Annotated in this window: 32 protein-coding genes and 1 tRNA gene; 11 read left to right on the top strand and 22 right to left on the bottom strand. The window is 61.6% G+C overall.

The features are described from left to right. Positions 1-368: 368 nt before the first annotated feature. Entirely contained in the window at positions 369-842 is a 474-nt protein-coding gene (locus A9995_RS00785) for an Hsp20 family protein (RefSeq protein ID WP_067607806.1), read from the bottom strand. A gap of 176 nt (positions 843-1,018) precedes the next feature. Here A9995_RS00785 and grxC point away from each other — a divergent pair, with 176 nt between their 5' ends. The 5 genes from grxC to A9995_RS00760 all read left to right on the top strand — a co-directional run bounded on the left by grxC (position 1,019) and on the right by A9995_RS00760 (position 3,337). Continuing rightward, a complete protein-coding gene (grxC, locus tag A9995_RS00780; protein ID WP_067607803.1) occupies positions 1,019-1,282 on the top strand; it encodes a glutaredoxin 3 in 264 nt (87 codons plus the stop codon). A gap of 10 nt (positions 1,283-1,292) precedes the next feature. Beyond that, positions 1,293-2,108, top strand: a complete 816-nt coding sequence (locus A9995_RS00775) for a carbon-nitrogen hydrolase family protein (RefSeq protein WP_067607800.1) — start codon at positions 1,293-1,295, stop codon at positions 2,106-2,108. A gap of 9 nt (positions 2,109-2,117) precedes the next feature. Continuing rightward, entirely contained in the window at positions 2,118-2,585 is a 468-nt protein-coding gene (locus A9995_RS00770; protein WP_067607798.1) for a DUF1178 family protein, read from the top strand. Between the two features lie 63 nt (positions 2,586-2,648). After that, positions 2,649-2,725: transfer RNA gene (locus A9995_RS00765), tRNA-Arg, on the top strand. Between the two features lie 285 nt (positions 2,726-3,010). Further along, on the top strand, positions 3,011-3,337 hold the full coding sequence (locus tag A9995_RS00760) for a hypothetical protein (protein ID WP_067607795.1): 327 nt from the start codon (positions 3,011-3,013) through the stop codon (positions 3,335-3,337). Here the strand turns inward: A9995_RS00760 and A9995_RS16905 are convergent. From A9995_RS16905 to hppD, 17 genes are all read right to left on the bottom strand, one after another. Beyond that, on the bottom strand, positions 3,314-3,478 hold the full coding sequence (locus tag A9995_RS16905; protein ID WP_168157303.1) for a hypothetical protein: 165 nt from the start codon (positions 3,476-3,478) through the stop codon (positions 3,314-3,316). The genes A9995_RS00760 and A9995_RS16905 overlap by 24 nt on opposite strands. Positions 3,479-3,815: 337 nt before the next feature. Then, on the bottom strand, positions 3,816-4,904 hold the full coding sequence (locus A9995_RS00755; RefSeq protein WP_067607792.1) for a phage major capsid protein: 1,089 nt from the start codon (positions 4,902-4,904) through the stop codon (positions 3,816-3,818). Between the two features lie 11 nt (positions 4,905-4,915). Beyond that, positions 4,916-5,542, bottom strand: coding sequence for an HK97 family phage prohead protease (locus A9995_RS00750; protein ID WP_067607789.1), 627 nt, complete (start codon positions 5,540-5,542; stop codon positions 4,916-4,918). Between the two features lie 135 nt (positions 5,543-5,677). Next, positions 5,678-5,899 carry a hypothetical protein gene (locus A9995_RS00745; protein WP_067607786.1) on the bottom strand — a complete coding sequence of 74 codons (222 nt, stop codon included), beginning with the start codon at positions 5,897-5,899 and terminating at the stop codon, positions 5,678-5,680. Further along, the gene (locus tag A9995_RS00740; protein ID WP_067607783.1) at positions 5,896-6,138 is read right to left on the bottom strand and encodes a hypothetical protein; all 243 of its coding nucleotides are present in this window, start codon (positions 6,136-6,138) and stop codon (positions 5,896-5,898) included. The genes A9995_RS00745 and A9995_RS00740 overlap by 4 nt, the downstream gene beginning before the upstream one ends. A gap of 778 nt (positions 6,139-6,916) precedes the next feature. Beyond that, positions 6,917-8,308, bottom strand: coding sequence for a phage/plasmid primase, P4 family (locus tag A9995_RS00735; RefSeq protein ID WP_082992443.1), 1,392 nt, complete (start codon positions 8,306-8,308; stop codon positions 6,917-6,919). 50 nt (positions 8,309-8,358) lie between these two features. Beyond that, positions 8,359-8,661, bottom strand: a complete 303-nt coding sequence (locus A9995_RS00730) for a hypothetical protein (RefSeq protein ID WP_067607780.1) — start codon at positions 8,659-8,661, stop codon at positions 8,359-8,361. Between the two features lie 241 nt (positions 8,662-8,902). Next, positions 8,903-9,097 (bottom strand): hypothetical protein, encoded by a 195-nt coding sequence (locus tag A9995_RS00720; protein ID WP_067607775.1) that lies wholly within the window; start codon positions 9,095-9,097, stop codon positions 8,903-8,905. Next, the gene (locus tag A9995_RS00715; protein WP_067607773.1) at positions 9,097-9,276 is read right to left on the bottom strand and encodes an AlpA family transcriptional regulator; all 180 of its coding nucleotides are present in this window, start codon (positions 9,274-9,276) and stop codon (positions 9,097-9,099) included. The genes A9995_RS00720 and A9995_RS00715 overlap by 1 nt, the downstream gene beginning before the upstream one ends. Positions 9,277-9,381: 105 nt before the next feature. Next, positions 9,382-9,837 (bottom strand): hypothetical protein, encoded by a 456-nt coding sequence (locus A9995_RS00710; protein ID WP_145916755.1) that lies wholly within the window; start codon positions 9,835-9,837, stop codon positions 9,382-9,384. Positions 9,838-9,938: 101 nt separating this feature from the next. After that, positions 9,939-11,102 carry a site-specific integrase gene (locus A9995_RS00705; RefSeq protein WP_067607767.1) on the bottom strand — a complete coding sequence of 388 codons (1,164 nt, stop codon included), beginning with the start codon at positions 11,100-11,102 and terminating at the stop codon, positions 9,939-9,941. 2 nt (positions 11,103-11,104) lie between these two features. Continuing rightward, positions 11,105-11,332: a hypothetical protein gene (locus A9995_RS17290; protein ID WP_067607764.1), complete on the bottom strand. Its 228-nt coding sequence runs from the start codon at positions 11,330-11,332 to the stop codon at positions 11,105-11,107. Beyond that, positions 11,329-11,616 carry a hypothetical protein gene (locus A9995_RS16450; protein ID WP_145916754.1) on the bottom strand — a complete coding sequence of 96 codons (288 nt, stop codon included), beginning with the start codon at positions 11,614-11,616 and terminating at the stop codon, positions 11,329-11,331. Before A9995_RS16450 ends, A9995_RS17290 begins: the two co-directional genes overlap by 4 nt. Positions 11,617-11,887: 271 nt before the next feature. Further along, positions 11,888-13,078, bottom strand: a complete 1,191-nt coding sequence (locus tag A9995_RS00695) for an MFS transporter (RefSeq protein WP_067607761.1) — start codon at positions 13,076-13,078, stop codon at positions 11,888-11,890. Positions 13,079-13,148: 70 nt separating this feature from the next. Beyond that, on the bottom strand, positions 13,149-14,018 hold the full coding sequence (locus A9995_RS00690) for a mechanosensitive ion channel family protein (protein ID WP_067607758.1): 870 nt from the start codon (positions 14,016-14,018) through the stop codon (positions 13,149-13,151). A gap of 82 nt (positions 14,019-14,100) precedes the next feature. Next, a complete protein-coding gene (locus A9995_RS00685) occupies positions 14,101-14,673 on the bottom strand; it encodes a VOC family protein (RefSeq protein WP_067607755.1) in 573 nt (190 codons plus the stop codon). Positions 14,674-14,721: 48 nt separating this feature from the next. Next, positions 14,722-15,834, bottom strand: coding sequence for a 4-hydroxyphenylpyruvate dioxygenase (gene hppD, locus A9995_RS00680; RefSeq protein ID WP_067607752.1), 1,113 nt, complete (start codon positions 15,832-15,834; stop codon positions 14,722-14,724). Positions 15,835-16,017: 183 nt separating this feature from the next. Between hppD and A9995_RS00675 the strand changes: the two genes are divergently transcribed. The 3 genes from A9995_RS00675 to A9995_RS00665 all read left to right on the top strand — a co-directional run bounded on the left by A9995_RS00675 (position 16,018) and on the right by A9995_RS00665 (position 18,975). Further along, positions 16,018-16,344, top strand: coding sequence for a septum formation initiator family protein (locus A9995_RS00675; protein WP_067607749.1), 327 nt, complete (start codon positions 16,018-16,020; stop codon positions 16,342-16,344). A 150-nt stretch (positions 16,345-16,494) separates the two neighbouring features. After that, positions 16,495-17,586, top strand: a complete 1,092-nt coding sequence (pdhA, locus tag A9995_RS00670) for a pyruvate dehydrogenase (acetyl-transferring) E1 component subunit alpha (RefSeq protein WP_067609391.1) — start codon at positions 16,495-16,497, stop codon at positions 17,584-17,586. A gap of 3 nt (positions 17,587-17,589) precedes the next feature. Next, entirely contained in the window at positions 17,590-18,975 is a 1,386-nt protein-coding gene (locus A9995_RS00665; protein ID WP_067607747.1) for a pyruvate dehydrogenase complex E1 component subunit beta, read from the top strand. Between the two features lie 27 nt (positions 18,976-19,002). Here the strand turns inward: A9995_RS00665 and A9995_RS00660 are convergent, their stop codons facing one another. Genes A9995_RS00660 through A9995_RS00650 form a run of 3 tightly spaced genes read right to left on the bottom strand, consistent with a single transcriptional unit; the run spans position 19,003 to position 21,804 of the window. Further along, complete coding sequence (locus A9995_RS00660; protein WP_067607744.1) at positions 19,003-19,638, bottom strand: TadE/TadG family type IV pilus assembly protein; 636 nt, start codon at positions 19,636-19,638, stop codon at positions 19,003-19,005. A 1-nt stretch (position 19,639) separates the two neighbouring features. Continuing rightward, positions 19,640-20,254 (bottom strand): TadE/TadG family type IV pilus assembly protein, encoded by a 615-nt coding sequence (locus A9995_RS00655; RefSeq protein ID WP_233998031.1) that lies wholly within the window; start codon positions 20,252-20,254, stop codon positions 19,640-19,642. Continuing rightward, positions 20,254-21,804: a Tad domain-containing protein gene (locus A9995_RS00650; protein WP_067607738.1), complete on the bottom strand. Its 1,551-nt coding sequence runs from the start codon at positions 21,802-21,804 to the stop codon at positions 20,254-20,256. Before A9995_RS00650 ends, A9995_RS00655 begins: the two co-directional genes overlap by 1 nt. 132 nt (positions 21,805-21,936) lie before the next feature. Between A9995_RS00650 and A9995_RS00645 the strand changes: the two genes are divergently transcribed. Together A9995_RS00645 and A9995_RS00640 are read left to right on the top strand one after the other, a co-directional pair. Next, a complete protein-coding gene (locus tag A9995_RS00645) occupies positions 21,937-22,623 on the top strand; it encodes a hypothetical protein (protein ID WP_067607735.1) in 687 nt (228 codons plus the stop codon). A 28-nt stretch (positions 22,624-22,651) separates the two neighbouring features. Further along, positions 22,652-23,116: a hypothetical protein gene (locus A9995_RS00640; protein ID WP_067607732.1), complete on the top strand. Its 465-nt coding sequence runs from the start codon at positions 22,652-22,654 to the stop codon at positions 23,114-23,116. On the opposite strand, the gene trmFO is transcribed toward A9995_RS00640, so the two are convergent. Continuing rightward, on the bottom strand, positions 23,113-24,480 hold the full coding sequence (gene trmFO / locus A9995_RS00635) for a methylenetetrahydrofolate--tRNA-(uracil(54)-C(5))-methyltransferase (FADH(2)-oxidizing) TrmFO (protein WP_067607729.1): 1,368 nt from the start codon (positions 24,478-24,480) through the stop codon (positions 23,113-23,115). The two genes, A9995_RS00640 and trmFO, sit on opposite strands and share 4 nt — an antisense overlap. Positions 24,481-24,545: 65 nt before the next feature. Between trmFO and A9995_RS00630 the strand changes: the two genes are divergently transcribed. After that, entirely contained in the window at positions 24,546-25,208 is a 663-nt protein-coding gene (locus A9995_RS00630) for a lysoplasmalogenase family protein (RefSeq protein ID WP_067607726.1), read from the top strand. The last annotated feature ends 80 nt before the right edge of the window (positions 25,209-25,288 follow it).

The raw sequence follows: 25,288 nt of genomic DNA, 5'->3' as shown, positions 1-25,288 counted from the left end.
CCGGTCGGTCCAATTCGGTTCTAACATTCTGAAAACGAGCGCAATGCGGGCGGGAAACCTATGCCCCGTCTCGCGGCGCTCGAACCGAACCGTGCATCGCCCCTTTATCTTTTGACACACTTGTTGCAAACAAGCTGTCCGCAGTGCCTTTCGGCATCGAGGGAAGATTGCGGGTCGCGCGACAGATTGTTGCGCCGACAGGGGCTTGCTTCGACGTTGGTTGTCTTCTGCGACCCGGACGATCGACATCGGGGCTTGGCGGCGTCAAGCGTCGCGGGGGCGGAGCGTTAAGCTCCGCCCCCTATTCGTTTACAGGGCCTGCGGAGCGTCAAGCTCCGCCGCCTGTGGGTGTCATTGGGGCAGGGGGGTCACGCCGCTTCGGCGCTGGCCTCCTCGTCATCCTTCACCACTTCGAGCGTGGCCTTGCCGCCGATGGCGATCTTCTTTGGCTTCATCGCTTCGGGCACTTCGCGCACCAGATCGATGGTCAGCATCCCGTCGGCGAGATCGGCATTGGCGACCCGGACGAAATCGGCCAGTTCGAAGCGTCGCTCGAACCCGCGATTGGCAATGCCGACATGAAGCATCTCGCCATCGGGCTGTTCGTCGCGCTTGCGGCCCTGCACGGTGAGCAGGTTCTGCTGGGCAATGATATCCAGGTCAGCGTTGCGGAAGCCTGCCACCGCCAGCGTAATGCGGTAGGAGTCCTCGTCGCGGCGCTCGATGTTGAAGGGTGGGTAGTTCTCGCTCGAACTGTTGCGCGCCTGACTTTCGAGCAGGTCGAAAAGCCGGTCGAAGCCGACGGTCGAGCGACGATAGGGGGTCAAATCAATACGGTTCATCGAAACAAATCCTCTTGTGAGCAATTTGATACAGTGAAGGAGCCTGCGCTCGGCAGCGCCCCCTCGATCGTCCACCACGCCCGTTCGGGCCGAAGTGGACGCATTCGAGATAGTTTCGTGCAGACCCATGTCAAGACGGGTATGGCATCCGCGATTTCAATTTTTTAAGGTCCGATATGTCTCAGCCCGAAGTCACCATCTACACGAAATTCACCTGCGGTTTCTGCGCACGGGCCAAGCAATTGCTGGATCAGAAAGGCGTCGATTACACCGAGTACGACATCACCATGGGCGGCCCGAAGCGGGACGAGATGCAGGCGCGGGCACCCGGCGCGCGGACCGTGCCGCAGATCTTCGTCGGCGACACCCATGTCGGCGGTTCGGACGAACTTGCCTCGCTGGAGCGCCAGGGCAAGCTCGACCCATTGCTTGCACGCTGAGCCGGCCGGCATGACCCGCATCGCCGTCCTGCAGATGACTGCCGGGATTGATCCCGAGGCCAACGCCGCGGCTATCGAGAGTGCGATCACGCAAGCAAAGGCCGGCGGCGCAGTGATGCTGTTCACTCCCGAGATGAGCGGGATGCTGGATCGCGATCGCGCCCGCGCCGCACGATCCATCTCTGCGGAGGCCGACGATCCGGTCCTGAACCGCGTGCGCGAGGCCGCCGCGCGCGAGGGGCTGTGGGTCGCGCTCGGCTCGCTGGCGCTCGACAATGGCGATGGAAGCTGGGCCAACCGCTCGCTGGTGGTAAATGGGCAGGGCGAGATCGTGGCGCGGTACGACAAGATCCATATGTTCGATGTCGACCTCGACAGCGGGGAGAGCTGGCGCGAATCGCGCACCTATCGCGCTGGCGAGCGGGTGGTGACGGTCGAGACACCGGTTGGTCGGCTCGGGCTGACGGTGTGCTACGATCTGCGCTTCCCCGCTTTTTTCGAAGCGCTTGGCCGTGCACATTGCGATGTCATCGCCATTCCTGCCGCTTTCACCGTCCCAACCGGCGAAGCGCACTGGCACGTCCTCCAGCGTGCCCGTGCAATCGAGGCCAGCGCCTTTGTCGTTGCCGCAGCACAGGTGGGCACTCACGAGGACGGGCGATCAACCTATGGTCACAGCCTCGTGGTCGATCCCTGGGGCGAGGTGCGGCTCGATCTGGGCGATGGCGGCGCGACGCTCGGTTTCGCCGATATCGACAGCACCCGCATCGACGAGGTTCGTCGCCAGATCCCCAGCCTTGCCAACCGGCGGGAAATCGCCAACTAGCCTGCCTGTATGATCGTCTATGACCTCCATTGTGCCCAAGGGCACCGCTTCGAGGGCTGGTTCGGCTCCTCGGATGATTTCGCCGACCAGCAGAACCGGAATCTGGTCGAATGCCCCGAATGCGGCTCGCAAGACGTCGGCAAGGCGCCGATGGCGCCCGCGGTCCCGCTCAAGGGCAACCAGCGGACCAGCGCTGTCATCCCGAAGGATGGCAAGCCGGTCACCAATCGCGAGATCCCGCCCGAAGTGCAGCAGGCCATGCGCGCGCTCGCCGAAGCGCAGGTCAAGGCACTGCGCAAGAGCACCTATGTCGGCGACGGCTTCGCCGAAGAATCGCGCGCGATGCATTATGGCGAGAAGGACGTGGAGGCGATCCACGGCAAGGCGACGGTGCGCGAAGCCAAGGAACTGATCGAGGAAGGCATCGCGGTCGCCCCGCTGCCCTTTCCGATCGCGGAGCCCGACAAGCTCAACTGATCTACTGCGAAGCGACCGGCGCCGTTGTCAGGCGCGCAGCGCTCGCTTATTGGCGAAGCCGGCGCGCCCGTAGCTCAGTAGGATAGAGCATCAGATTCCTAATCTGGGGGCCACAGGTTCGAATCCTGTCGGGCGCACCATTAAATCAATGGGTTAGATGTTACCAGACCATTGTCGAGGTAACGTATAGGTAACTGAGGGGCGGTGTGGCCGATGACAGATGTTTGGCCAAAGTGGTCAGAAAGCGCCACTCGAGGCGACCTTATCCAATTGGTGATACTCCAACGGAGAGTGAACGTCCGCTTATATAAAACCATGAGCGCGCTGCTAAGCCAGGATCCTGCAGCTGCCACTCAAAAGCTTGGTGAAGCAATTGACGCAGATGCGGAATTAAGTGCGCTGATTAACGATCTAGGCGGCGGAGAATGAGCGAGAAAGACAATGAAATTGCGATAGTTCGAAGGCTGAAAGAGGAAAGCGAACAGCTGAATGCCGAGAACAAAGGCTTGAAAAAAGGCGGCGATGGTGGCACTTTTGACGGCATGGAAGCTCGTGTTAATCGCTTGGAAACAAGGCTCGACAAGACGAATGACACCCTTGGCGATGTCCGGGTGGATTTGAGCACTCTAGTTGAGCGAGTTGCCCACCTGCCAAGCAAAGGCTTTATTGTAACTGCGTTGGGGACTGGCGTCTTAATTTTGGGCGGGATTACCTTAGCCGCTGAACGTCTAAAGGGCCTGATCGGGCTTTAGGGCAGTTTCCTTTTTCAGCGGACGCACCCGCTCCCCCGGCAATAGCCACGTCTTTGCGTCCGCCAGCGAAGCGAACACGTGGATTTCATCCTGTTCATTTTTGAGCGGCGAACCGTCCGCCTGTTCGATCAGGTAGTGCATGGGTGTGCTTAGAACAGAGAGCGAACGATTCGTGCAAGGCGAAAGCCGGTTGGGTAGGTGCAAGGACGCAAACATATCGGGGTTAGGGGGTCAATGCCCGCGCCCTTACTCGAAGACAATGCCCGCCCGATGCCGCCAGTTCCCAGATCGACATTGCCCGCCGAAAAGAAACCCCCGCTGAAGCGAGGGTCAAGGTGCGTGGAGTGAGAACCGGGTCGCAGGTTTCACTTGGCGAGACCTAGTCAGCAATTGTGACAGCATCATGCCAGATCGCACGATAGTTCACCCCATGCGAGGAATGGCGGGAGCGGCCATGTTGCAGCCGCTCCCATCCGAATTAAACTGGCAGGGTGCCGGTGATGAACGAAGCGGGACGTTTCACGCCCAAGCCGACCCTGGTTTCCCCCAAGATCGCACAAAGATTGCGGGTGAAATAATCCGCATGCTCTGTGCTCACCATGATAGTTGCCGCCATGCGGTCGTAGAGCGTCGCTCCGCCATCGAAGGGACCAACAAGGAACGAACCTGCGGTCATGGCCTGAGTGGCCACCACGCGCCGCCCAAACAGGACTGGGGGGACATCCGCACCCGGCGCGCCAAGAATGTAATTGCCATCCGCGTCCTTCAGCATGCGCATGCGCTGCCAATCGGTCGGGTGAATGATAACGCCATCCGCCGGCACATCGGTAAGGTCGGCCTGCAGCAGGGCAGAGCCAATCGTGTCGATTTGGTTCGGAGCAGCAAGGGTCAGAGGGTCCGCAAAAGCGGTCGCCTGCGGGATAATGCCGGGAAGGTTCTGCCCGGTGCCATCGCCGTAGAGGATTTGCCCCTCTTCCTCCATCTGCAGACCATAGCGAAGCTCATTGTCGATCAGGGCGCGAAGTTGGGGGGCATCAGCAAGAACCTGCCGCGAGGCCGTTACCCAGTGCGCCAGCGTGACGGTCTTCACAGTTTTCATTGTGAAGGCCATCGCACTTTCAGGCTTCAGGGCAGATTCCGCCACCGGAGCCGCCTGATCGGCGCGCGTGGTCTGTTCCGGATATTCGATATCCTGCGAGGTCACCGGGACGGTGCGCAGCAAGTCGCGGATAGTCAGCCTGCGACGGGGAAGCATAACTTCCATGTCGCGGTTCGGACTGTGCAAGCCGCCGCCGCTATCCACCGCGTTGGTAATAGCTTTGACCTCGATCCGGCGGGCCGCGCCGTTCGAACTGGAGTTTAGGACTTCCTTGATCTCATCGGCCCGCGCGACCTGTTCGCCCACGCTGAGCGACTGGCCAAAAGGGTTGCCGGTGCCGCTGCGATTAAGCTTGCGCTCGATCTCGGACATCCAATCGCTGTAGCCTTCCGTGGTCTTGGACAGGTCCGTCAGCTTGGTTTCCACCCCGGCGGTGTGTTCTTTCAAAAGTTCTGCAATATCGGTCATGATAATCTCCGTTAAATCGTGCTGAGTCGGTTGATCGAGGCGGACAGGATCGCTGCCAGCTCGTCGTCGTTGTTCGGTTCGGTTGAGTTGATTGCGGCCCATGCAGCGTTTGCAGCCACCCGCGCCTTGCGTCCGGACAATCCGCTGCGCAGCAGATCCTCCAATTCGCGAATGTTGCCGATCGACTTAACAGTGACGATCCGCGCCTTCGCATTCATCGGGACCGCCACAAGGCTTGCCTCGTGCAGTTCCAATTGCTGCAGCAAGCGAGCATCGCCGCGCCGCCCAGCTACCTTCACGCCATAGCCGACCGAAAGCCCGCCCAGCGCCCCATCGCGGGCAAGCGCATAGGCTTCCGCACCATCGGTGCAGTCGCGGGTGATCTTGCCCTTGGCCAGCAGGCCATCTTCGGTTTCGGATAGTTCGGTCCAGCGGCCAATCGGCCTGGACATGTCGTGGTGCAGCAGCATCGCAGGGGCGGTTCCCGCTGCCTTGTGCTGTGCGAGGGTCTCCGCGAAGGCCCCCTTTTCAATGATATCGCCGCCGTGATCGAGGTTGCCGAATGCTGCAGCGAAGCCGACGATTTCGCCACCTTCGGACAGATTCTTTATCTCGAGCGGGAATCCCGCAATTTCCATTAGACGCACTCCGCCTGTAATCCGTGAATGTTGGATTGTGGCCGGTCAGTGCGCCCTACGGGGCGGGACTGGATCCGTGCCTGCGCAGCAACGGCGCGCTAGACAAACCCGCTAGACCACATTTCGATTGGAAAGTCAAGGTGGAGGGTCGGTTAACTGCCCCGCATCTACCCGATCAGCCAAGGTTCTGAGCCAATGGGAGGTCTTTTCCTTGCCCCCGGCCCGCACCGCGCGCTCGATTGCCGCGACGGTGAACGCGACCACGGCCATGTGCTCGGTTGTCCCTGAGATCAGCAGGTGATCGAAATGCTCGTGCGCGTGGCGGTTGGTATCCACTAGCTCGCGTTCTTGGCTCACTGTTCGGTCTCCGAATGCTGCGCTCTGGCAAGAGCCTCGATCCGTCGCGCCTCGCGTTTCATCCACGCTGCGGCATCCTTTGGTTCAGCGATTAGCGAGAGGTGATCGCCGAATATTCTGGCAACGGCGTGGAACCTGTCGCCCATGTCTGCGCCATCCTGTTCTGCCAGGATCGTGATGCGGCGAAACTCGGCGAGCAGCTTCGCCGCTGCGGGTGTCAGCATGCTTTCATCGGCCATGTTAAATCCTTTCCCCTCGCGCGCGCGCGAGAAAACTTGAGTTAGCGATAGTGTCACGGTTACCCAGCGGTCCCCCGATCCCGCTCGACAGGGTTGGAAACGCCCCCAGGCCATGCTCGGTGATGTCATTCCGATTGCTCCCAATGTTACGGTTTATGATTGGCGAGGTATCCAAGCGGTCCCCGGACGCGGCGCTGCAGGGATGGATAGGGGGCGGGGTCATGATAGGCTCTCGATCGGCCAGCCATCGCTGTCGCAAGGTCGAGGGCTCTCAATCGTGATCGGCGTTTGCGCAGCGCGTTCCACGCGGCGGCGATATGCAGCTTGGCGCTTGCATCGCTCGGCACAGTAGAGCTTGGGTGAAGTCCTTAGAGCGTCGATGGTGGCTTCGAACGTGAAGGGTTCGCCGCAGAATGCACAGTCGCCATCGCCGCGAACGTAGCCAAGCCGGGTCATCTCACCCCCCAAATCTTAATCTGGTTTTGCGTGAAATTTTGACCAACAGCGGTCCCCGGCTTGCGCTGTTCAGAGGCAACAGGCCCCCGGCTCCCTCGCGCGCGCTTGCGCGCCCGCGCGTGCGAGGCGACGCTAGACGAGTTCGGGGTTGCGTTTTCTTCGCTAGAGTGGCGGTGGTGTCTTAGGCTCGCAACACAGAGATGAGGTAGGGCCTGCCATGTCGCATGTCGCTTCATGTCAGCAGATTGCCTATTCAGCTTCACATACGCGCGCGCATGAGACCAATGGGGAAAACAGTGACATGATGTGACATGCGACATGGTCAGTCCTCCACGATGCGGCGGGAGTAGAGATCGATCCCGCGATAGAACCGGCCAAGTGCGTTGTTGCGGCTGCGTTCGAAGCCGCGCTTTTCAAGCACCTCGGCAAAGGCCCGTTGGGTTCCTTCCTCCTCGCCATTCTCGCGCACGAAATCGCGCCAGCTTTCGAAGAGAGGGGTTGCCTTGCCCATCGCGCCCACGCGGGTTTCGCACCGCTCGGCAATCCACTGGCCTAGAAGGTCCTGATCCTCGAAATAGCGGTCGGTAGCGTGCGCGATGGCCTCGGGGCGGGTGAGGCCGGTCTCATGCCATTGACGCGCGCCCTCGATCATCCAGGCGAGGATTTGCGGGTGCTCAGCCGCGAGCTTTTCCTCGAGGTCCTTATCGGGGTTCGGCGGAATGTGCAGGAACGGGATGATGTTAAAGCGGCGGCGGGTGGCTTCGTCCACATTGTGCAAGCGGGGCCGGAAGTTGCCCACGATGAACAGCTTAAAGCGCGGCGTGAATTCGAAGAAATCTTGCCGCATGAAGCGAGCCGCGATGCGGTCGCCGCCGGTCAATTGCTTGATGCGCGATTCCGCCCATGCTCGACCTTCCTCGGTTTCCGATGCAGCCACCAGCCGCGCCCCGTCGAGCCTTGCAAGGTCAGTTGGATGCTTATCGCCTCGGCTGGCCGTGAAGGTGTCCATTGCGGCGGTCGTGGCGTATTCGCCCATTATCCGTGCCGCCGTATTCAGCAGAACGGACTTACCATTTTTGCCCCCGCCATAGCCAAAGAACAGGGCATGTTCGCGGGTCGAGCCGGTCAGGCAGTAACCCAGCACAAGCTGTAGAAAATGGGCGACCGTATCGTCGCCGTTTGTGGCCTCCCGAATGAATTGCAGAAACCGCTTCGGCTCGCCGCCCGCTGGCGCGATCGAGGTCGAGCGGGTTATCATTGCCGTGCGGCTGGCCTGCAGCCGCTTGCCGGTTCGGAGATCGACCATTCCCTTCGGCGTCCCCAGCTGGAAAGCGTCCGGGTCCCAAACATCATGCTCAACCACTGTGCGGCGATCGATCTGGCAGAAGGTTTCCACCCCTCGCGCGACCGATGCCTTCGCGAGCGCCGGTTGCGGCTTGGTGTTGCCGCCCCGGCCCTCGGCTGCAGCCTGAATATGTTCACGGATTAGCTGGAGAGCTCGCCGGGTCCGATCCTGTTTCCAGCGAGATCCATCCCACTCGAACCACCGTTGAATGCCAGCGTCGAAACGCCAGTCGGCATGGTGGTTCGTCGCCCATTCCCTCGCCAGCGATTCCTCGGTCGAGGTCTTGCCATCGATTGCGAAGGAGCCGGGGCGAACGTAAACAGGCTCGCCCGCTTTAACAGACTGCGGATGACTATAATCATCGGCCATCGAAGCGAGCGCGGCTAGTTCGCTATCATCGACCTTCATGGCGCTATCGTTCATTCTCCGAACCTTTCGAGATCGATCTGTTCGGCTTGGATCGCCGTGAGCATAAAGCGGGTGCAGAGCTTGTTGAGATCGTCCAGCGCCTGGGTCGCACCGGGGCTGTAGAGCGCCTGGGTGGCGTATTCGGTCGCGAACCACGCCAACGCGCGGGCCGTGTCGCTTTCAGTGCTGGCGATCATTGCAGCCGCCGCATTGCGCAGGCTGCGCAGCTTGGAACGCTTTTCAAATTCCTCGGCGGGGATGCTGCCAAGAAAGGTCGTGATTTCGTCCGGTTTGATCGCGGTTTGAGCATTCATGCCGCCGCCCTCCGTCTGCATTCGGGATGGATCGTGACGGGGAGGCCGCGCGGATCATCTCGCAAGTGCCTCAGAACGGTTGCGAGGGGTCCCTGCATGGGCTCAAGGCCACCGTCGATCGGATAGCCGCCCTGTCTGACCAGAACGAAGTCGCGACCGATTTCATCGCCGGGGATGACGACGAAGGCGCGGAGCGGGACGCGTGTCCAAGGGATGATTGTCGAGCTGGTCGGGAGGTCGCTCACTGCGCACCCCCAAACGCCAGCGCCGCCAGCGTTAGCGCCATTTCGGGGCGCACATGGCGGTTAGCGATCAGGTGCAACGCGCGGAGTTCGCACACGTTCGAAGGTTGCAGGGACGGGGTTTTTTCGGTAGGAACGGAGCGTTCGCCGCCAAGCAGAACAGCGCCGTCCCCAAGGGGGCGGCGTTTCTGCATTATGCAGCCTCCATCCTTTCAGCCATCCAGTTTTCAACGTCCGCCGCATTGAATGCGAGGCGGCGTTCGGTCAGCTTCAGCGGAGCGGGAAACTTGTCTGCAGCGACCAGCCGATCGAGCGTGGCGCGGCTCAGCGCGATCTTATCGCAAACCGCCTTGGGAGTTAGGAATTGTGCCATATGTCACCTCACTGGTTCGAACCATTCGAACGGGTGACATGTTTAATAACGGCATTCTCGCGGGTTACTGCAAGCTTGACCGGACTGATTAGGCAGGAATTTCGCCTATTGTTTCCCCGGCATGCGGGCAAGTGCCTTTTGAACCGTGTCGGCGGCGTCTGCGACAGAAATTCTAAGCTCTTGGCAGGCGACATCAAAGGCGGCGACCAGCGGGCCGTTGTTGCGGGCGTCGGGCTCAATCCCGGCTTCCGCTAGGGCGAATTCCAATCGCCCAATCAGGCGCGATATTGCCTTACGCGGTGCGCCAGCCCCTACGCCCTTAGCCGCCTCGGCCTCGGCATGGCGCGCTAGTCCGGACAGCCTAAGGAGCCTTGGTTTCATCCGCTCTGGCAGCATCGGATCGCCAAAGGCGACACATTCCCCGCCAAGGTATGCGAGCAGTTCATCGCTGCCATTCGCGAGCAGCTTATAAAGCGCCCGCGCCGCATCAGAGATTTCGCCTAGATCGTCGCGGACGCCCTTAGGGGTTTGCGCTTTATGCCTTTGGTCGATTGGATACATGCCCACCGCAGAGCAAAATGCAGCGACGGGAAAGTCTGGGGCTACCCGCCGAAGCTCCGCGATTGCCCAGTCCGAGGGCTGGTGCATTGCGCCACCGGGCATCAGGCTTTCCCCATCCGGACGACATTGCCGCCGCGCTCGCCATTCACCGCCCGATCGACCTCGGCTGCCCACAGGTCGAGCGCGTGGCGTTTTTCCGGTGCGTAGGAATGCAAAGCATAAACCCTTGCGGTGACGCCTATCGCGGCATGATTTAGGACGCGGCCCACCACTGTCTCGGTGATGCCAAGACGGACTAGATGCGTGGCGGTCGAGCGGCGCAGGTCGTGCAGCCGCCAAGGGGCGGGGGCAGGGCCGTTGCCAGCCATGAACTTGTCTAGGCGCAGCTTGCCCTTCGAATAGCCGCTAATATGCGTCTCGCCATCATTGCTGAAAACGAATTCGCCCAGTTCGGGCAGGCCTTCCAACATTTCGACAGCGGGCTTGCTGAGCGGCACTAGGTGCGTCCGCTCGGCTTTTGTGTCGCTTGCGGGAATGATCCATGTCCCGGCTTTAAGGTCCAAGTCTGCCCACCGCATACCGGCAACCTCAGTGCGCCGCTGGCCAGTCAGCACAAGTGTCCGAACAAACGACCCGAAGGGGAAACCGGCGAGGGCGCAGGCCTCCCATATCCGCTTGATTTCATACATATCCAACACCCGATCACGGACGGGCTCAGCGTTCGGCTTTGCGATGCCCTCGACGGGGGAAGCCTCCAGCCAATCGCGCGACATGGCAAAGCGGAAAATGGTTTTGATTGCCGACAACACCCGGTTGGGCAGCACCACGCCTTCGATGCCCTCGAGCAATTCGCGAACGTCAGCCCGCTTAATCTCGACAATCTTTCGATCCCGCCATGTCGGATAGACATGCAATTCCAGCTTGCGGTGAACGTCCTTCCAACTGTCGTTTTTCGGCTTGGCGACCTTTTCGATCCAGTGCTCTGCTACGGTGTAGAACGTGCGGTCGAGCGCCTCTGTGCTGCCATCCCTAGCCAAAGCCTCCAAAAGCCTCTCAGCGGCCTTTCTGGCGTCCGCTAAGCCCATGGGCGGATAGGTGTCTAGTTTCTTGTTCAGCACCTTTGCGCCAACCCTGCGGCGCACAATCCAAGTCATTGTGCCGCCATGGCCGACGCGAAGGCGGAGCCCAGTCACCTTATGGTCGGGATGCTCTTGCTGCCCGGTTTCGGGTGGCTTGATTGCTCGCAGCTTCGCGTCGGTTAGCATGGTCAGGCCCCGCGCTTTGTTTTGCGCTTCAAGGGCAGAATTTTAGCAGAGGCGGCGATGTTCTGATTGCTGACCGCTTCCCTAGCAAGCCGTACCATTCCTTCCCCGAGGCACGTAGCTTGCCCAAAGTTGAGCGCAATCTCGACCTCGCCGTTCCCGCTTGGGATTGTGGCGATGATGCGATCTCCGTCCTGTTTAATGACAGGGCGACCGGTACAAAGGGCGATCATCGATCATCTCTTTCTGCTTGCGAGATGACCTCGATCCGCTCGCCCATCTTAGTCACTTCGGCAATTTCACGCTCAATCAGATCCGAAAGGTTTATGATGTTCTGGATCTTGCGCCCTCGGGCGCGTTCCTGCGTCTCGCTGAAGGCATCGTCAGCGGTTGCGCCTATGCACTCAGCTAGGCTGCGAACGCGCGAGCAACACGTCTGTAAGTCAGTGGCAAGCTCGTAAGCCTCTCGAGCGGGCTTTGCGGGGGCTGTGGTCGATTGTAAGGTATCGGTAGCCATGATGATCTCTCCCTGGATCGTTGTGGTCAGAGCCGGGCTGGGATCTAGACCATCCCGCTCGGCTCACCTGTTACCTTATCGGCAGCAGGTAACGCGATAGGTAACATCGCGTGAGGTTTCATGCAATGCATGAAAAGCATGAACCGCAGAAATCCGTCATCTAAAGGCTAGTGAGGCCCTATGGTAAGCGTCTCACAGGATTCCTAATCTGGGGGCCACAGGTTCGAATCCTGTCGGGCGCACCATTCCCCTTACCCCCGGCCAGATCAAGCTATTCTTGACGGCCGTACATTCGCCACGAAACCAGCGAGATCGCGATGATCGCGAGGCATGAGGCGAAGACGTACAGCGCCGTACCGTTCCACCCGTAGAAATCGTAGATTGCGGTGCCTGCGATGCTGCCGATCGCGCCGCCGATGAACATCATCACGATGTAGATCGTGGTCAGCCGCGTGCGCAGCCCGGGGGCGAGTGAGAGGAAGGTCATCCTGCTGGTGACGTCGATCGCCGGGCCGACCAGATTGCCGAAGAAGATGGGAATCATCAGCAGCCAGAGGTTGTTGCCGAAGGGGATCAGCAGCGCGATCCCCGCGGTCTGGACCAGCGAGAAGTAGAAGCGCGCCCGCCGGGGGCCGAATTTGTCGGCAAGTTTGCCGAGCCGTGGCGTTGAAAGGATGCTGATCGCGGCAAAGCCGGCGAGATAGCCGACCACGTCGGTTCCATAACCCATCTCGGGCGAGGTAAGGTGCAGCGCGAGGCCCAGCCACAGCGCTATGAACTGCGCAAAGCCGATCCCCTGGATCGCGCCCGAGAGCAAAATCTCGCGGTGCGAGCGCAGCAGCGGGAAGACCGACATCACCAGCCCGAAGTAATTGCCCGGTATTTTATCGCGAGTCGCCTCAAGCTGCGGCATGATGCGGGGCAGGGCGATCGCGATGGCGATCATCGCACCGCTGGCGATCCAGTAGACCGCGCGCCAGCTGAAATATTCCGCGATCACGCCTGCCCCGACCCGCGCGATCAAGATCCCGAATATAACGCCAGCGGTGAGCGTGGCGGTGACATGGCCCAGCCGCTCCGGAGCAACCCGCTTGGAGGCGTAGGCCGGTAGCAGATAGGGCGCGATGGTGAAGAAGCCGAGCAGCGTCGATCCGGCAGTGAACAGTACAAAGTCCTGCGCCAGCGTCATCATCCCCAGACCGATGCATTGCCCGACGGTAAACAGCACCGTCAGCCTGCGGTTGGAAAAGCGGTCGCCAAGCGGAAGCAGGAGGAAGATGCCTACCGCCAGCGCCAGCTGGTTCAGAGCCGGGACCAGTCCAATGGTCGCCGTGCTGACCCCGAACCCGTCGGCGACTTCGCCGATGATCGGATGGATGTAATAGGCATTGGCGGTCACGACCGCCGCCGCGAGCGCGAGCAGCAGTTCCTGTCGACGCGTTAGATACCCGGGGTTGCTCAAGCAATCCGGCCCGCTAGGTCACAGAACACGGCCATCGATTTTCCTTCCATGGACCACGAGCCTGGGCCCGTCAGTCCGCGCTGTCGGTACTCTGGCTCAGCGGGACCCGCTCCTTGAAGGTATGCGTCACATAGGGGAAGGGGATTTCGATCTCCGCCGCGTCGAGGCCCGCCTTGATTGCGCGAACGACCTTGTCCTTGCTCTCCCAGCCGGCGCGGGGCGTGGAACCGGCCCACCAGCGGACGAGGAAGTCGACCGAACTGGAGTTGAATTCCTGCGCGAAGATATCGACCCCGCGGTCCGGTTCGAGCCCATCGACCGACTCCACCGAGCGGCGAATAACATCGGCGGCATGGTCGAGATTGGTGTCGTATGAAACGCCGACCACGACCTCGTGGCGGCGTTTGATCTCGTCGGTCAGGATCTCGACCGGGTTCTTGAAGATCATCGAATTGGGGACGATGGTCAGCTCGCCCGAGAGGCGGCGAACATGGGTTTCGCGCAGCGTGATCTTCTCGACCTTGCCGGTGATGCCCTCACATTCAATGATGTCGCCGATCCGCATCTTCTCGCGCAGCATGATCAGCACGCCCGCTAGGAAATTCTCGAAGATGTCCTGAAACGCAAAACCGATCGCGACCGCACCGATACCGAGCCCGGTGAACAGCGCGGCGGGGGTCAGACCGGGCATCACGACGATGGCGGCGATCATGATCCCGATCAGCCATATTGCCAGCTTGACCACTGTATCGGTCAGGGCCTTGAGGTTGGGGCGGATTTCGGTCCGACCCACCAGCATGTCGGCGATCTTCACCGCAAAACGCGCGACGATCCAGGTGATGACCAGAACGATCAACGCGATCGCGATGCTGGGCAGCGCGGCAACGAAGCCGGTCGCCATGGCCTGCACCTGATCGCGCAGCGTAGCGATATAATTCAAGACGAGAGCCTCCCTTTCGGGGCCAACGAGGAGCGCCGGGGGATGTTCCGAACCGCTCGGTCTCAGCCGATGCGCATGTGGCTCAGCCCTTGGTGTGCTCCGAGCGGGCGATCTCGTGAAGCCAGGCGGCATGCTGCGGCGCGGTCTTGGTCTCGCTCCATTCCTCGAGCATCGGCATGGCAACGCGCTTCAGTTCGGCATATTGTTCGTCGGTGCCGATATCGGTCGCCAGCTCGACGCGGTGGCCGTTGGGATCGAAGAAATAGATCGATTTGAAGATGCCGTGATGCGTGGGGCCGAGCACGTCGATGCCGAGGCTCTCGACATGCGCCTTGGCCGCGAGCAGTTCGTCCTCGCTGTGCACCCGGAAGGCCAGATGCTGGACCCACGCTGGGGTATTCTCGTCGCGCCCCATATCCTTCTGCTTGGGCAGTTCGAAGAAGGCGAGAATGTTGTCGTTACCCGCGTCCAGGAAGACATGCATGTAGGGGTCATATTCGCCGGTCGAGGGGACGTGGTCCTCGGAAAAGGCGCTGGTGTAGTCCATGCCGAGCACCTTTTCGTACCATTCGACGGTCTCCTTGGCGTCCTTGCAGCGATAGGCCGCGTGGTGGACGCCGCCGAGGCGGATGGGGTGGGAGCTGTGTTCGGTCATGGCCGGTTCCGTTCGTAATGGGGGGCGGGAAGCGATGCTGGTGGCAGCTTACTCCGCTGGTTCTGTTTCGCGGTCCTCGAGCTTAAGCGCACCGCGCTTGATCTGGTCGCGTTCCATACTCTCGAACAGCGCCTTGAAATTGCCCTCGCCGAAGCCATCGTCGCCCTTGCGCTGGATGAACTCGAAGAACACCGGCCCGACCTGCGCCTCGGCAAAGATCTGCAGCAGCAACCGCGGAGTGCCGCCTTCGGTGGTGCCGTCGAGCAGGATGCCGCGCATCTTGAGCGCTTGGACATCCTCGCCATGGTCGGGCAGCCGCTCGGCGAGCATCTCGTAATAGGTCTCGGGCGGGGCGGTCATGAAGGGGACGCCGAAGTCTTTCAGCCGGTCCCATGCGGCGACGAGATCGTCGCAGATGAGCGCGATGTGCTGGATCCCTTCGCCGTTGAACTGCTTGAGGAACTCCTCGATCTGGCCCTTGCCGCCTTCGCCTTCCTCGTTGAGCGGGATGCGGATCTTGCCATCGGGCGCGGTCAGCGCCTGCGAGGTGAGGCCAGTGTATTCGCCCTTGATGTCGAAGAAGCGGATCTCGCGGAAGTTGAACAGCGTCTCGTAATAATTGGCCCAATACGCCATCCGCCCGTTGTAGACGTTGTGGGTGAGGTGATCGATGACGTTGAAGCCGGCGCCCTCGGGATTGCGATCGACGCCTTCGACATATTCGAAATCGATGTCGTAGATCGACAAGCCGTGGCCGGTCTCGTCCGCGTAGCGATCGATGAGATAGATGATCGCTCCGCCGATGCCGCGGATCGCGGGGATGCGCAGTTCCATCGGGCCTGTCTCGACAGTAACCGGTTCGGCACCGCGCTCGAGCAGTTCGGCATAGGCCTTGGCAGCGTTCTTCACCCGGAAACCCATTCCGCAGGCCGCAGCGCCATGTTCACGCGCGAAATACCACGCCGCCGAACGCGGTTCGTAATTGGCGATCAGATTGATCGAGCCCTGGCGCCACAGATCGACGTCCTTGGAGCGGTGCGAGGCGACCCAGGCAAAACCCATGGCTTCGAAAACAGGCTCGAGCTGGCCCTTCTCCGGCGCACAGAACTCGACGAATTCGAAGCCGTCGAGGCCGATGGGGTTTTCGAAGAGATCGGGCATGGGCTGTCCTCCTGATTGTGATATTAGTTTCATTGGTAACTACATGACATCGTTTGCGATGTCAAGGTCGCTGCCACCAAGAGAGCGCCAGGGCTCCATTTGCCCATCCCGGCGACGCTCCTGCCTGCACATGAATTCCCTTTTGCGCTTGCGCCCTCAGGCCAAGTGTGATTCTGGTCATCTATGAAGCGCGCAGGTGACAAATACGGCATTCGCAAAGAACGCGGCGTTCAGTCGCTGGCTCTGGGCGTTCTGCTGGTGATGGGCGGCCTGGCGATCGCCGGTCCATCCGGACTGCTTTCCTGGAGTGAGAACCTGCGGCTGCTCGACCAGCGCCAGGAACACCTCGCGGCGCTGACCACGGAGCGCGATGCGCTGCGCAATCGCGTCGCTCTGCTAGATCCGGACAGCGCCGATCCCGACATGGTCGGCGAATTGCTCCGCAGCCAGCTCAACGTCGTTCATCCCGACGAGGTGGTAATCCGCCTCGACGATGAGGGCGTGCGCTAACCCACTGACGTTACGGTTTCGCACCCATAGCCGCCGCGCCCCGTTGCGCGCGCTACGAGCTTGCGCCTATAGGCCACGCGACCCGGCCCCGGGATCGAGCACAGCTCCGGGGCGATCGACGGGACCAGAATGATCGAAGGGACACCGGACTTGGCCAAGACCCCCGCCAGCGCGACGAAATCCGCGAAAAGCGACCCGAAGAAGCGGAGCGAGTCGCCCGACGAATTCGCGCTGCACAGCCTGCAGGACGAGCACGAGAAGCAGAAGCGCTACGATGCCAGCCCGGAGCAAATGCTCGCCTTCTACGAGCAGATGCTGCTGATCCGCCGCTTCGAGGAGCGCGCCGGCCAGCTTTACGGGCTCGGGCTTATCGGTGGTTTCTGCCACCTCTATATCGGCCAGGAAGCCGTCGCCATCGGGCTGCAGTCCGCGCTCGACAACGATCGCGACAGCGTGATCACCGGCTATCGCGATCATGGCCACATGCTTGCCTACGGGATCGATCCCAAGGTCATCATGGCCGAGCTCACCGGGCGCCAGGCGGGTATTTCCAAGGGCAAGGGCGGCTCGATGCACATGTTCAGCACCGAGCACAAATTCTACGGCGGGCACGGCATCGTCGGCGCGCAGGTGGCGCTGGGGGGCGGCTTGGCGCTTGCGCATCAATACAATGACGATGGCGGGCTGTGCCTCGCCTATTTCGGCGATGGTGCGGCCAATCAGGGTCAGGTTTACGAAACCATGAACATGGCCTCGCTGTGGAAACTGCCGATCGTTTTCGTGGTCGAGAATAACCAATATGCCATGGGCACCGCGGTCGGCCGTTCCAGCGCCGAGACCGATTTCTATCGCCGCGGCACCGCGTTCCGTATCCCGGGCATGTTCGTCAACGGCATGGACGTGCTCGAAGTGCGCGCTGCCGCGGAAGTTGCTTTCAAGCATGTCCGCGATGGGAAGGGCCCAGTGCTGATCGAATGCAACACGTATCGCTATCGCGGCCACTCCATGTCCGATCCGGCAAAATACCGGACCCGCGAGGAGGTGCAGGATTTCCGCGACACCAAGGACCCGATCGAGGCGATGAAGAAGGTCCTGCTCGACAACGGCAAGACCGAGGAAGATTTGAAAGCGATCGACAAGGCCATCCGCAACACCGTTTCCGAAGCTGCGGACTTTGCCGAGAATTCGCCCGAGCCCGAGCCGGCGGAACTCTACACCGATGTTCTGGTGGGGGAGTACTGAGCGATGGCTATCGAACTCAAGATGCCCGCGCTGTCGCCGACGATGGAGGAGGGCACGCTTGCCAAATGGCTCAAGCAGGAAGGTGATGCGATCCAGCCCGGCGATATCATCGCCGAGATCGAAACCGACAAGGCAACGATGGAATTCGAGGCCATCGACGAGGGCACGCTTGGGAAGATCCTCATTGCCGAGGGCACCGAAAATGTCCCGGTCGGAACGGTCATCGCCATGCTGGCGGGCGAGGGCGAGGACGCCTCCGATATCGAGGCACCTGCAGAGTCTCCCGCGGACGATGTCGCGGGCGAGGGCAAGGATGTCGGCCGCAAGGATGAAGACGCCTCGATCACTCCCGAGAAGCCGAAGTCGAAGCCCAAATCCGATCCCGACATTCCGCATGGCACCAACATGGCCACTGTGTCAGTTCGCGAAGCGCTTCGCGATGCGATGGCCGAGGAAATGCGCCGGGACGAGCGCGTGTTCGTGATGGGCGAGGAGGTTGCGCAGTATCAGGGTGCCTACAAGGTCACCCAGGGCCTGCTCGACGAATTCGGTCCCAAGCGCGTGATCGACACGCCGATCACCGAATACGGCTTTGCCGGCATCGGCACAGGTGCGGCCATGGGCGGCCTGCGCCCGATCGTCGAGTTCATGACCTTCAACTTCGCGATGCAGGCGATCGACCACATCGTGAATTCGGCGGCCAAGACCAATTACATGTCTGGCGGCCAGATGCGCTGCCCGGTGGTTTTCCGCGGACCCAATGGCGCCGCCAGCCGGGTCGGCGCACAGCACAGCCAGAACTACGGCCCTTGGTACGCCAGTGTCCCTGGCCTGATAGTGATCGCACCCTACGACAGCGCGGACGCCAAGGGACTGCTCAAGGCGGCGATCCGCTGCGAGGACCCGGTGGTTTTCCTCGAGAACGAGCTGGTCTACGGCAAGACCTTCGAACTCCCCGAGCTCGACGACCATGTCCTGCCGATCGGCAAGGCGCGGATCGTCCGAGAGGGTTCGGATGTGACCATCGTCAGCTATTCGATCGGCGTCGGCTATTCGCTCGAGGCGGCTGAGAAGCTCGCCGAGGAGGGCATCGAGGCCGAGGTGATCGACCTACGCACGCTGCGCCCGCTCGATCGCGACACCATCCTCGAAAGCCTCGCCAAGACCAACCGGCTGGTCATCGCCGAGGAGGGCTGGCCAACCTGCTCGATCTCGTCCGAGGTGATCGCGCTGTGCATGGAAGAAGGCTTCGACCACCTCGACGCGCCCGTGCTGCGGGTCTGCAACGAGGATGTGCCGCTGCCCTATGCGGCCAATCTCGAGAAGCTGGCGCTGATCGACGCACCGCGCATCGTCGCGGCGGTCAAGAAGGTCTGCTACGTGGAGTGAGCACCGGTCGGCGGGGGCGAGCTGCGCTCAGCTCCCGCATACCATCCGAGCGAGTGAATTGGCGTTGGTGAGATTGTTGGCGACCCGCCCGCGGACGTTGAAGGCACTTTCGTAGCGTATCTGATCGGGTTCGAAGATACCGAACTGAAGCAGCGGCTGATAGTCGTAGACGACCTCGGCGAACATCACCGCGGTTCCCTCTATGGAGGTTATTTGATTGCCGGCGGCCCCCATCCCGTCTTCCAAAGCGGCGTTGGTCTCCCCGAAGTTCTCGATGCCATAGAGCGACTGCTGGTCAAGCGACCCCCAGCAGCGCTGCCAGTTGATCACCTGGCCTTCGTTGCTGCCGGTCAGACCGTTGTGCTCGAGCGAGGACAGGATGACCCGGCCATTCGCCTCGAAATCGATCGATTCGCCCACTGTCGCGGCCCCGTCGAAGACCTCGTAGATGTTCGATTCGTCTATCCCGGTAGGGACCCGACCGGCGTTGTCGGCGACGGTCACGGCGATCTCGCTGACGCGCAGATGAGCGAGGGCATAATTCGCGACTTCGACCCCGCCAAGGATCAGCGTCAATAGGAGCGGTGCCGCAAAGGCGAATTCGATCATCGCGACACCGCTCGTATTGCGCGCGATCCGGGGGAGGGGGCGAGGCGCGATCACGTCACACCCCGCACAGGGTGGGAGGGGTGGGCTGGTTCGCGTAAGGCTGGTTGCGGATCGCCGTCTGCAGCGTGAGCCGGTGAATGTCCTGGCCTAGAAATGCGAAGGGGAACAACCGCGGCAGTTCGACCATCACCTCGTAGAACACAACGTCGCTGGCTCCCGCGATGCCCGCACTCCCGGCGTCGAGATCGAAATCTCCGTTCTGGTTGAAGTCCTCGAAACAGTCGTTGTCGCTCGCATCATACTGACCGTTCCCATTGTTGTCTCGCATGATCCGTTCGGGGTTGCCGACGTCCGAAAAGTCGAAATAGCGTCGCTGCGAAATGTCGTAGTCGCCGTCAATCGCCACCGTATCAAGCTGCGCGGCGATGGAATTTTCGATCCGCTCCTCCAACGCATCGCCGCTGGCGTTGAAGGTAGGGCTCTGCACGCTGGCACGACGTGCCGCGTCGCTCATCGCCCCCTGCGCAATGGCGCGGACATAGCTTTTGTAGCCTAGCTCCAGCCCGCCCATCACGATGATCAAGAAGGGCAGCAGAAGGATCGCGAATTCGACGATCGTCACGCCTTCCTCGTCCCGGCCGACCCGCCGAAGAAAGTTGCGCGCGCCCATCATTGGGTCAGCCTCAGCCGGCCGATACCCTGACCGATTCGCGCAAAGACTTCCTCGAGATCACTGCCATCGGAGATGAAGAAATGGTTCGGGCTGGATGCGCATGGTTCTATGTCGTCGGTGGCGCCGACGTCGAGGGCGATTACCCAAATGGTGATACCCATCGACCTGGCCACGTCGCAGGTGGCCGCGAACCGCGCAATGTGCTGATCGTCCTGAGATCCGGCGCCGCGCGTTCTATCCTGGTAGTCTTCGATACCATGCGCTGAATAGAGCCTGTTGCCAGTGTCCAGCAGGCCGTCGGTCATAAAAACGATGTGTTTGTTGACAGGCACGTTGTCGATCTCACTGGGGTTGTTCGCGGTGAAGAAGCCGGTTGAGGAGATGAACCGCGTGCCCCATAACATGCCGACATCGTGATAGGTGCCGCCGGTGACGTTTGCAGTCGATGTGTTGATAGCAGTCTGGAAAGCGGACTCGCTGGCATAAGTCCGAAGCGCTTGTGCTTCTGAAGGACACCCGACCTGTGACTGTCCCCGCTGCACGCCGGGATCGTAACGGCCGAACTGGCGGGCGGTATCGGTGCTGCTGGTCGACCGGAGATCGACGTCGTCGCGAGTGACCGTGTTTTGGATGCGGATAGGGCTGGTCGAACTGCCGATCGAAGCGCGCTCCTCGATGCAACCATTTCCGCTAGTGCGAAACGCGGTGAGGCTGGACTCGACGTTATTGCTCGTCGCCCAAGTGGAATTTCGAACATTGACGGTCCGCGAACCGCTGCGCTGCTCGGCCACGTTATACGTGTATTTTGTATTGCTGTTCGAAAGACCGCTGTTGGGGCGGTTGTCAGCCGTCAAATTCTGACAGTTCCAGATCTGGTAGCCGTTGCTATCGCAATACGTGTAGGCCCAATTACCGGCATAGCTTTGATCGCGCAGGAAATCGTTGTTGGACAACGAGCGCGCGACATTGACGGTATGCGAATAGGGCACGATGCCATAGCGTGTGGTGGTGTTGGGGACATCGGCCAGTGCTACGTATATGCCTCGCGCGCCCATTCTCAGGCGATCGATTTTCGGACCGCCGCCACCCGAGGCTTTCTGTGCCATCGACCCGGTTACGTCCAGGACCAGCACGATGTCGTTGTGCCCGAAATCCTTCTTAGCATCGCAGGTCACCGAAATGTCGGTCGTACGATACCCGAAAATCTTCATGAGGATAGTGGGAATCGTGGCGCTGGCTTCGCCGAGCAATTCGGCTTCGTCGTCGTTGTTCTGGACGACAGCGAATTCGATGTTGGAGGCGCCGTTCGCACCGTCGGGAAAGTTGAAGTTGAAAAAGCGATCCGCCTCGGCTTCGACAGCGGTGCCGAACGCGGTACCGGCCATCAGTTGGCGGCCGGCCAGAACGCCCGAGTCGCATGCGTTCTGGAGCCGACCCCGCGCCATGTATACGATGCTCATGTCGAGCGCGCTGCCGATCATCGCCAGAAGCGGAAGCAAGGCTGCAGCGGAGAGCATGAAGACATTGCCCGACACATCTTCGCGCAACCCGGCCAGAAAGCCTCGGCGCGACGCAAGTTTGGCTGGTCCCTGTGAGGTATGTCGGAATCCGCGCATCACGATTGTCCCCTAGTTTGTCCCGTGCATAGGGTGATCAGCCTCAAGGAAAGGTCGATAGGTATGGTTAAGGAAAGCTTGCCCGCAGGCGCGGAAGCGACGAGCGGCGAGCTGCCGCTTGTCGGTCGCATCGCCCTGGCTTGGTCGAGGGGTAACGTGCGGGATGTGCTGCTGCCGCTGCTTCTGCTCGACGACCGGCTTGCCCGGATCCTTGCCACGGTGCGCGAGCCGATGCTCGCGCAGATGCGGCTGGCGTGGTGGCGCGACCGGCTGGGCGAAGCGCGCGGGCTGCGGCCCGAAGGCGATCCGGTGCTCGATGCGATCGGTCTCCACTGGCATGGCGAGGAGACGGCGCTGGTAGCGCTGGTCGATGGCTGGGAGGAACTGCTCGGCGATGCGCCGCTGAGCGAAACCGCCTTTCAGCGGTTTGCCGAGGGGAAGGGCGCTGCCTTCGCCGCAGCCGGTCGCCTCACAGGGCAGGCAGGATATCCGGCGGCGGCACACAACGCGGGCAGTCTCTACGCATTCGGGGACTGCCTCCCCCGATTGACGGACCTGGTCGAGCGCGAAAGACTGCGCGCCGTCGCATCCCGATTCCAGCCCTATCGGAGCCGTCTGCCTAGCGCTTTGCGCCCGTTGGCGATCCTCGGAGGTCTCGGCGACCGTGTTCTGCGGCGCGGCCAAGGGCCGCTGTTCGGCGATCGCGGCAGCGCGCTGCTCGCAATGCGGCTTGGCATCCTGGGCCGATAGATTACTCTACGCATCGGAGGTGGCGCCGATGAACCGCATCGCATTGGGAGCGATCCTGGCACTCGTTCTGACCGGAGTGGGCCTGTTCTGGTGGCAGGGACGGGCCGAGGTCGAGCGCGGTGCGCCGCCGCCGCTTCCGCTCGACAGTCTGGAAATCGGCAAGGAATTCGAACTCCCGCAGGCGGACGTGGCCGACCTCATCGGGCCGGCACCGCCCGAAGCAACCGAACTCACCCGCGAGGAACGCCGGTTTTTCCGCTATGATCGCAACCGCGACCTGAGGATATCCCGCGATGAAATGCTGTCGAGCCGAACCGATGCATTTCGCAAGCTCGATGTCGATGGCAACAATCTGCTGACCTTCGAGGAATGGGCAGTGGCCACGGTCGATCGTTTCGAAGGCGCGGATACCGATGGCAACGACTGGCTGACCCCCACCGAATTCGCGACCACAAGGCCCAAGCCCCGCAAGACGCCCGCCTGCCGCTGCTAGGCCGGAATGAGCGCCCCTTCATCGATCCAGGTACCGAAATCGGCTTTGGCGCGGGAAGTGTAAGCCTCCTTGCGCTGCTTCTTCTTCACCTCGTGCAGCGGCGGGAAGAGGCCGAAATTGACGTTCATCGGCTGATAGGTCTCGGCCTCGGCGTCACCGGTGATATGCGACAGCAGCGCGCCGAAGGCCGAGGTCCGCGGCGGACCGTGCCATTCCCGCCCGGCCAGTTCGCTTGCCGCCATCAGCCCCGCCATCAAGCCGACCGCTGCGCTTTCGACATAGCCCTCGCACCCCGTGACCTGTCCGGCAAACCGGATGTGGGCTGCATTGCGCAGCCGCAATTGTCGGTCGAGCACCAGCGGCGAGTTGAGGAAGGTGTTGCGATGCAAGCCCCCCAGCCGCGCGAACTCGGCGTTCTGCAGCCCGGGAATGGTGCGAAACAGCTCGACCTGCGCACCATATTTCAGCTTGGTCTGAAAGCCGACGATATTCCACAGCGTGCCCAGCTTGTTGTCCTGGCGCAGCTGAACCACCGCATAGGGCCAGCGACCTTGGGGAAATTCGGGGCAGGCGGTGCGCGGATCGTCGAGCCCGACCGGTTTCATCGGGCCGTAGCGCAGCGTCTCTACCCCGCGTGACGCCATCACCTCGATCGGCATGCAGCCCTCGAAATAGGGAGTGTCCTTTTCCCACTCGCGGAACTCGGTCTTCTCGCCGTCGATGAGGCCCTGATGAAAGGCGAGGTACTCGTCCTTGGTCATCGGGCAGTTGATGTAATCGCCTTCCTCGTTCGAGGCGGAATTGCGCTTGTTCCAGCGCGACTGGATCCAGCAGATATCCATGTCGATGCTCTCGCGATGGACGATGGGGGCAATGGCATCGAAAAACGCCAGCCGGTCCTGCCCGGTCGCCGCCACGATACTCTGCGCCAGCGATTGCGCGGTCAGCGGGCCGGTCGCGACGATGGTCGGGCCTTCGGATGGCAGCTGGTCGACCCGTTCGCGGACGATGGTGACGTTGGGGTGCGCTGCAAGCGTGCGCTCGACCTCGGCAGAGAAGGCGTCGCGATCGACCGCCATCGCCGAGCCCGCCGGCACCCGCGCCTTTTCGCCCGCCTGCATGATCAGGCTGTCGAGACGGCGCATCTCGTGGTGGAGGAGCCCGACCGCGTTCTTCTCGTCGTCGTCCGAACGGAAGGAGTTGGAGCAGACCAACTCGGCGAGCCCGTCGGTGTGATGCGCTGGCGTGGTGTCGCCGCTGCCGCGCATTTCCGACAGGCGCACACGATAGCCGCGTTGTGCCAATTGCCAGGCTGCTTCGCTCCCGGCGAGGCCGCCGCCGATGATTTGGATGTCGTGGGTCATTGCTGGATTGCCCTAGAACCGGGGGGCGGTATCGTTCAAGGCCTGTCCGCGGGAGGAAATGCAGAATGCCCAGACGCGCCTTGAGCGAACACCGACCGTATCTGCTGCTCAGCCTGCTTGCCGGGATCAGCTATTTCTTTGTGGCGGACAGTGCCATCGGGGGCCTCTGGTTGATGGTTTGGAAGGGTGCTGCGGTCGCCTTCCTCGCGGTCTATGCGGCAAAGCGGGGCAAGGGATTGGACGGAGCGCTGATCGCCCTGGCGATGGGACTGGGCGCGCTCGGCGATGTCGTGATCGAGCTGGACTTGCTTGCTGGCGGGGCGGCGTTCGCACTGGCGCATCTGGCGGCGATCGCGCTCTATCTGCGCAATTTGCGCGGCAAACGGGCGGGGAGCCAGAACGCAGCCGCGTTGGCACTGGCGGTGTTCGCACCGCTGCTGGCCTGGCTGATCACCCGTTCCGATCCCGACTGGCCCATCGCCACATGCTATGCCGCGATCCTCGGCCTGATGGCCGCGACCGCCTGGCTCAGCCGCTTCCCGCGCTATCGGGTAGGGCTGGGGGCGGTGCTGTTCATCGTTTCGGATCTGGTGATCCTGGGGCGCGAGGGCGGCGGGCTCGATCCTGCGCTCGCCGGCTGGCTGGTCTGGCCGCTTTACTATGCAGCGCAATTGCTCATCGTGACGGGGGTCGTGCAGACGCTGCGGCTGGAGAGGCCGTCACACTGAGCGATGCCGATCCGGAGCGCTATCGCTCCGGATTTCATCGGCCCTCGACCGAGCGCAATTGTCGCCCACCGATATCGCCA

Origin of the sequence: Erythrobacter sp. QSSC1-22B, from assembly GCF_001678665.1 — a bacterium.
Taxonomy (GTDB): Bacteria; Pseudomonadota; Alphaproteobacteria; order Sphingomonadales; family Sphingomonadaceae; genus Qipengyuania.
Note: the sequence above shows the minus strand (reverse complement) of the source record. Positions and strands in the feature narration are given on the sequence as shown.

What these genes read in the sequence shown, in the direction of transcription:
- A9995_RS00710 (WP_145916755.1), bottom strand. Translation starts at nt 9,837, where the DNA reads ATGTATCCAATCGACCAAAGGCATAAAGCGCAAACCCCTAAGGGCGTC.
- A9995_RS00645 (WP_067607735.1), top strand. Translation starts at nt 21,937, where the DNA reads ATGGTTAAGGAAAGCTTGCCCGCAGGCGCGGAAGCGACGAGCGGCGAG.
- A9995_RS00775 (WP_067607800.1), top strand. Translation starts at nt 1,293, where the DNA reads ATGACCCGCATCGCCGTCCTGCAGATGACTGCCGGGATTGATCCCGAG.
- A9995_RS00715 (WP_067607773.1), bottom strand. Translation starts at nt 9,276, where the DNA reads ATGGCACAATTCCTAACTCCCAAGGCGGTTTGCGATAAGATCGCGCTG.
- A9995_RS00685 (WP_067607755.1), bottom strand. Translation starts at nt 14,673, where the DNA reads ATGACCGAACACAGCTCCCACCCCATCCGCCTCGGCGGCGTCCACCAC.
- A9995_RS00720 (WP_067607775.1), bottom strand. Translation starts at nt 9,097, where the DNA reads ATGCAGAAACGCCGCCCCCTTGGGGACGGCGCTGTTCTGCTTGGCGGC.
- A9995_RS00760 (WP_067607795.1), top strand. Translation starts at nt 3,011, where the DNA reads ATGAGCGAGAAAGACAATGAAATTGCGATAGTTCGAAGGCTGAAAGAG.
- A9995_RS00730 (WP_067607780.1), bottom strand. Translation starts at nt 8,661, where the DNA reads ATGAATGCTCAAACCGCGATCAAACCGGACGAAATCACGACCTTTCTT.
- A9995_RS00665 (WP_067607747.1), top strand. Translation starts at nt 17,590, where the DNA reads ATGGCTATCGAACTCAAGATGCCCGCGCTGTCGCCGACGATGGAGGAG.
- trmFO (WP_067607729.1), bottom strand. Translation starts at nt 24,480, where the DNA reads ATGACCCACGACATCCAAATCATCGGCGGCGGCCTCGCCGGGAGCGAA.
- A9995_RS00785 (WP_067607806.1), bottom strand. Translation starts at nt 842, where the DNA reads ATGAACCGTATTGATTTGACCCCCTATCGTCGCTCGACCGTCGGCTTC.
- hppD (WP_067607752.1), bottom strand. Translation starts at nt 15,834, where the DNA reads ATGCCCGATCTCTTCGAAAACCCCATCGGCCTCGACGGCTTCGAATTC.
- A9995_RS17290 (WP_067607764.1), bottom strand. Translation starts at nt 11,332, where the DNA reads ATGATCGCCCTTTGTACCGGTCGCCCTGTCATTAAACAGGACGGAGAT.
- A9995_RS00705 (WP_067607767.1), bottom strand. Translation starts at nt 11,102, where the DNA reads ATGCTAACCGACGCGAAGCTGCGAGCAATCAAGCCACCCGAAACCGGG.
- A9995_RS16450 (WP_145916754.1), bottom strand. Translation starts at nt 11,616, where the DNA reads ATGGCTACCGATACCTTACAATCGACCACAGCCCCCGCAAAGCCCGCT.
- A9995_RS16905 (WP_168157303.1), bottom strand. Translation starts at nt 3,478, where the DNA reads ATGCACTACCTGATCGAACAGGCGGACGGTTCGCCGCTCAAAAATGAA.
- A9995_RS00630 (WP_067607726.1), top strand. Translation starts at nt 24,546, where the DNA reads ATGCCCAGACGCGCCTTGAGCGAACACCGACCGTATCTGCTGCTCAGC.
- A9995_RS00640 (WP_067607732.1), top strand. Translation starts at nt 22,652, where the DNA reads ATGAACCGCATCGCATTGGGAGCGATCCTGGCACTCGTTCTGACCGGA.
- A9995_RS00655 (WP_233998031.1), bottom strand. Translation starts at nt 20,254, where the DNA reads ATGGGCGCGCGCAACTTTCTTCGGCGGGTCGGCCGGGACGAGGAAGGC.
- grxC (WP_067607803.1), top strand. Translation starts at nt 1,019, where the DNA reads ATGTCTCAGCCCGAAGTCACCATCTACACGAAATTCACCTGCGGTTTC.
- A9995_RS00675 (WP_067607749.1), top strand. Translation starts at nt 16,018, where the DNA reads ATGAAGCGCGCAGGTGACAAATACGGCATTCGCAAAGAACGCGGCGTT.
- A9995_RS00770 (WP_067607798.1), top strand. Translation starts at nt 2,118, where the DNA reads ATGATCGTCTATGACCTCCATTGTGCCCAAGGGCACCGCTTCGAGGGC.
- A9995_RS00750 (WP_067607789.1), bottom strand. Translation starts at nt 5,542, where the DNA reads ATGGAAATTGCGGGATTCCCGCTCGAGATAAAGAATCTGTCCGAAGGT.
- A9995_RS00735 (WP_082992443.1), bottom strand. Translation starts at nt 8,308, where the DNA reads ATGGCCGATGATTATAGTCATCCGCAGTCTGTTAAAGCGGGCGAGCCT.
- A9995_RS00740 (WP_067607783.1), bottom strand. Translation starts at nt 6,138, where the DNA reads ATGGCCGATGAAAGCATGCTGACACCCGCAGCGGCGAAGCTGCTCGCC.
- A9995_RS00755 (WP_067607792.1), bottom strand. Translation starts at nt 4,904, where the DNA reads ATGACCGATATTGCAGAACTTTTGAAAGAACACACCGCCGGGGTGGAA.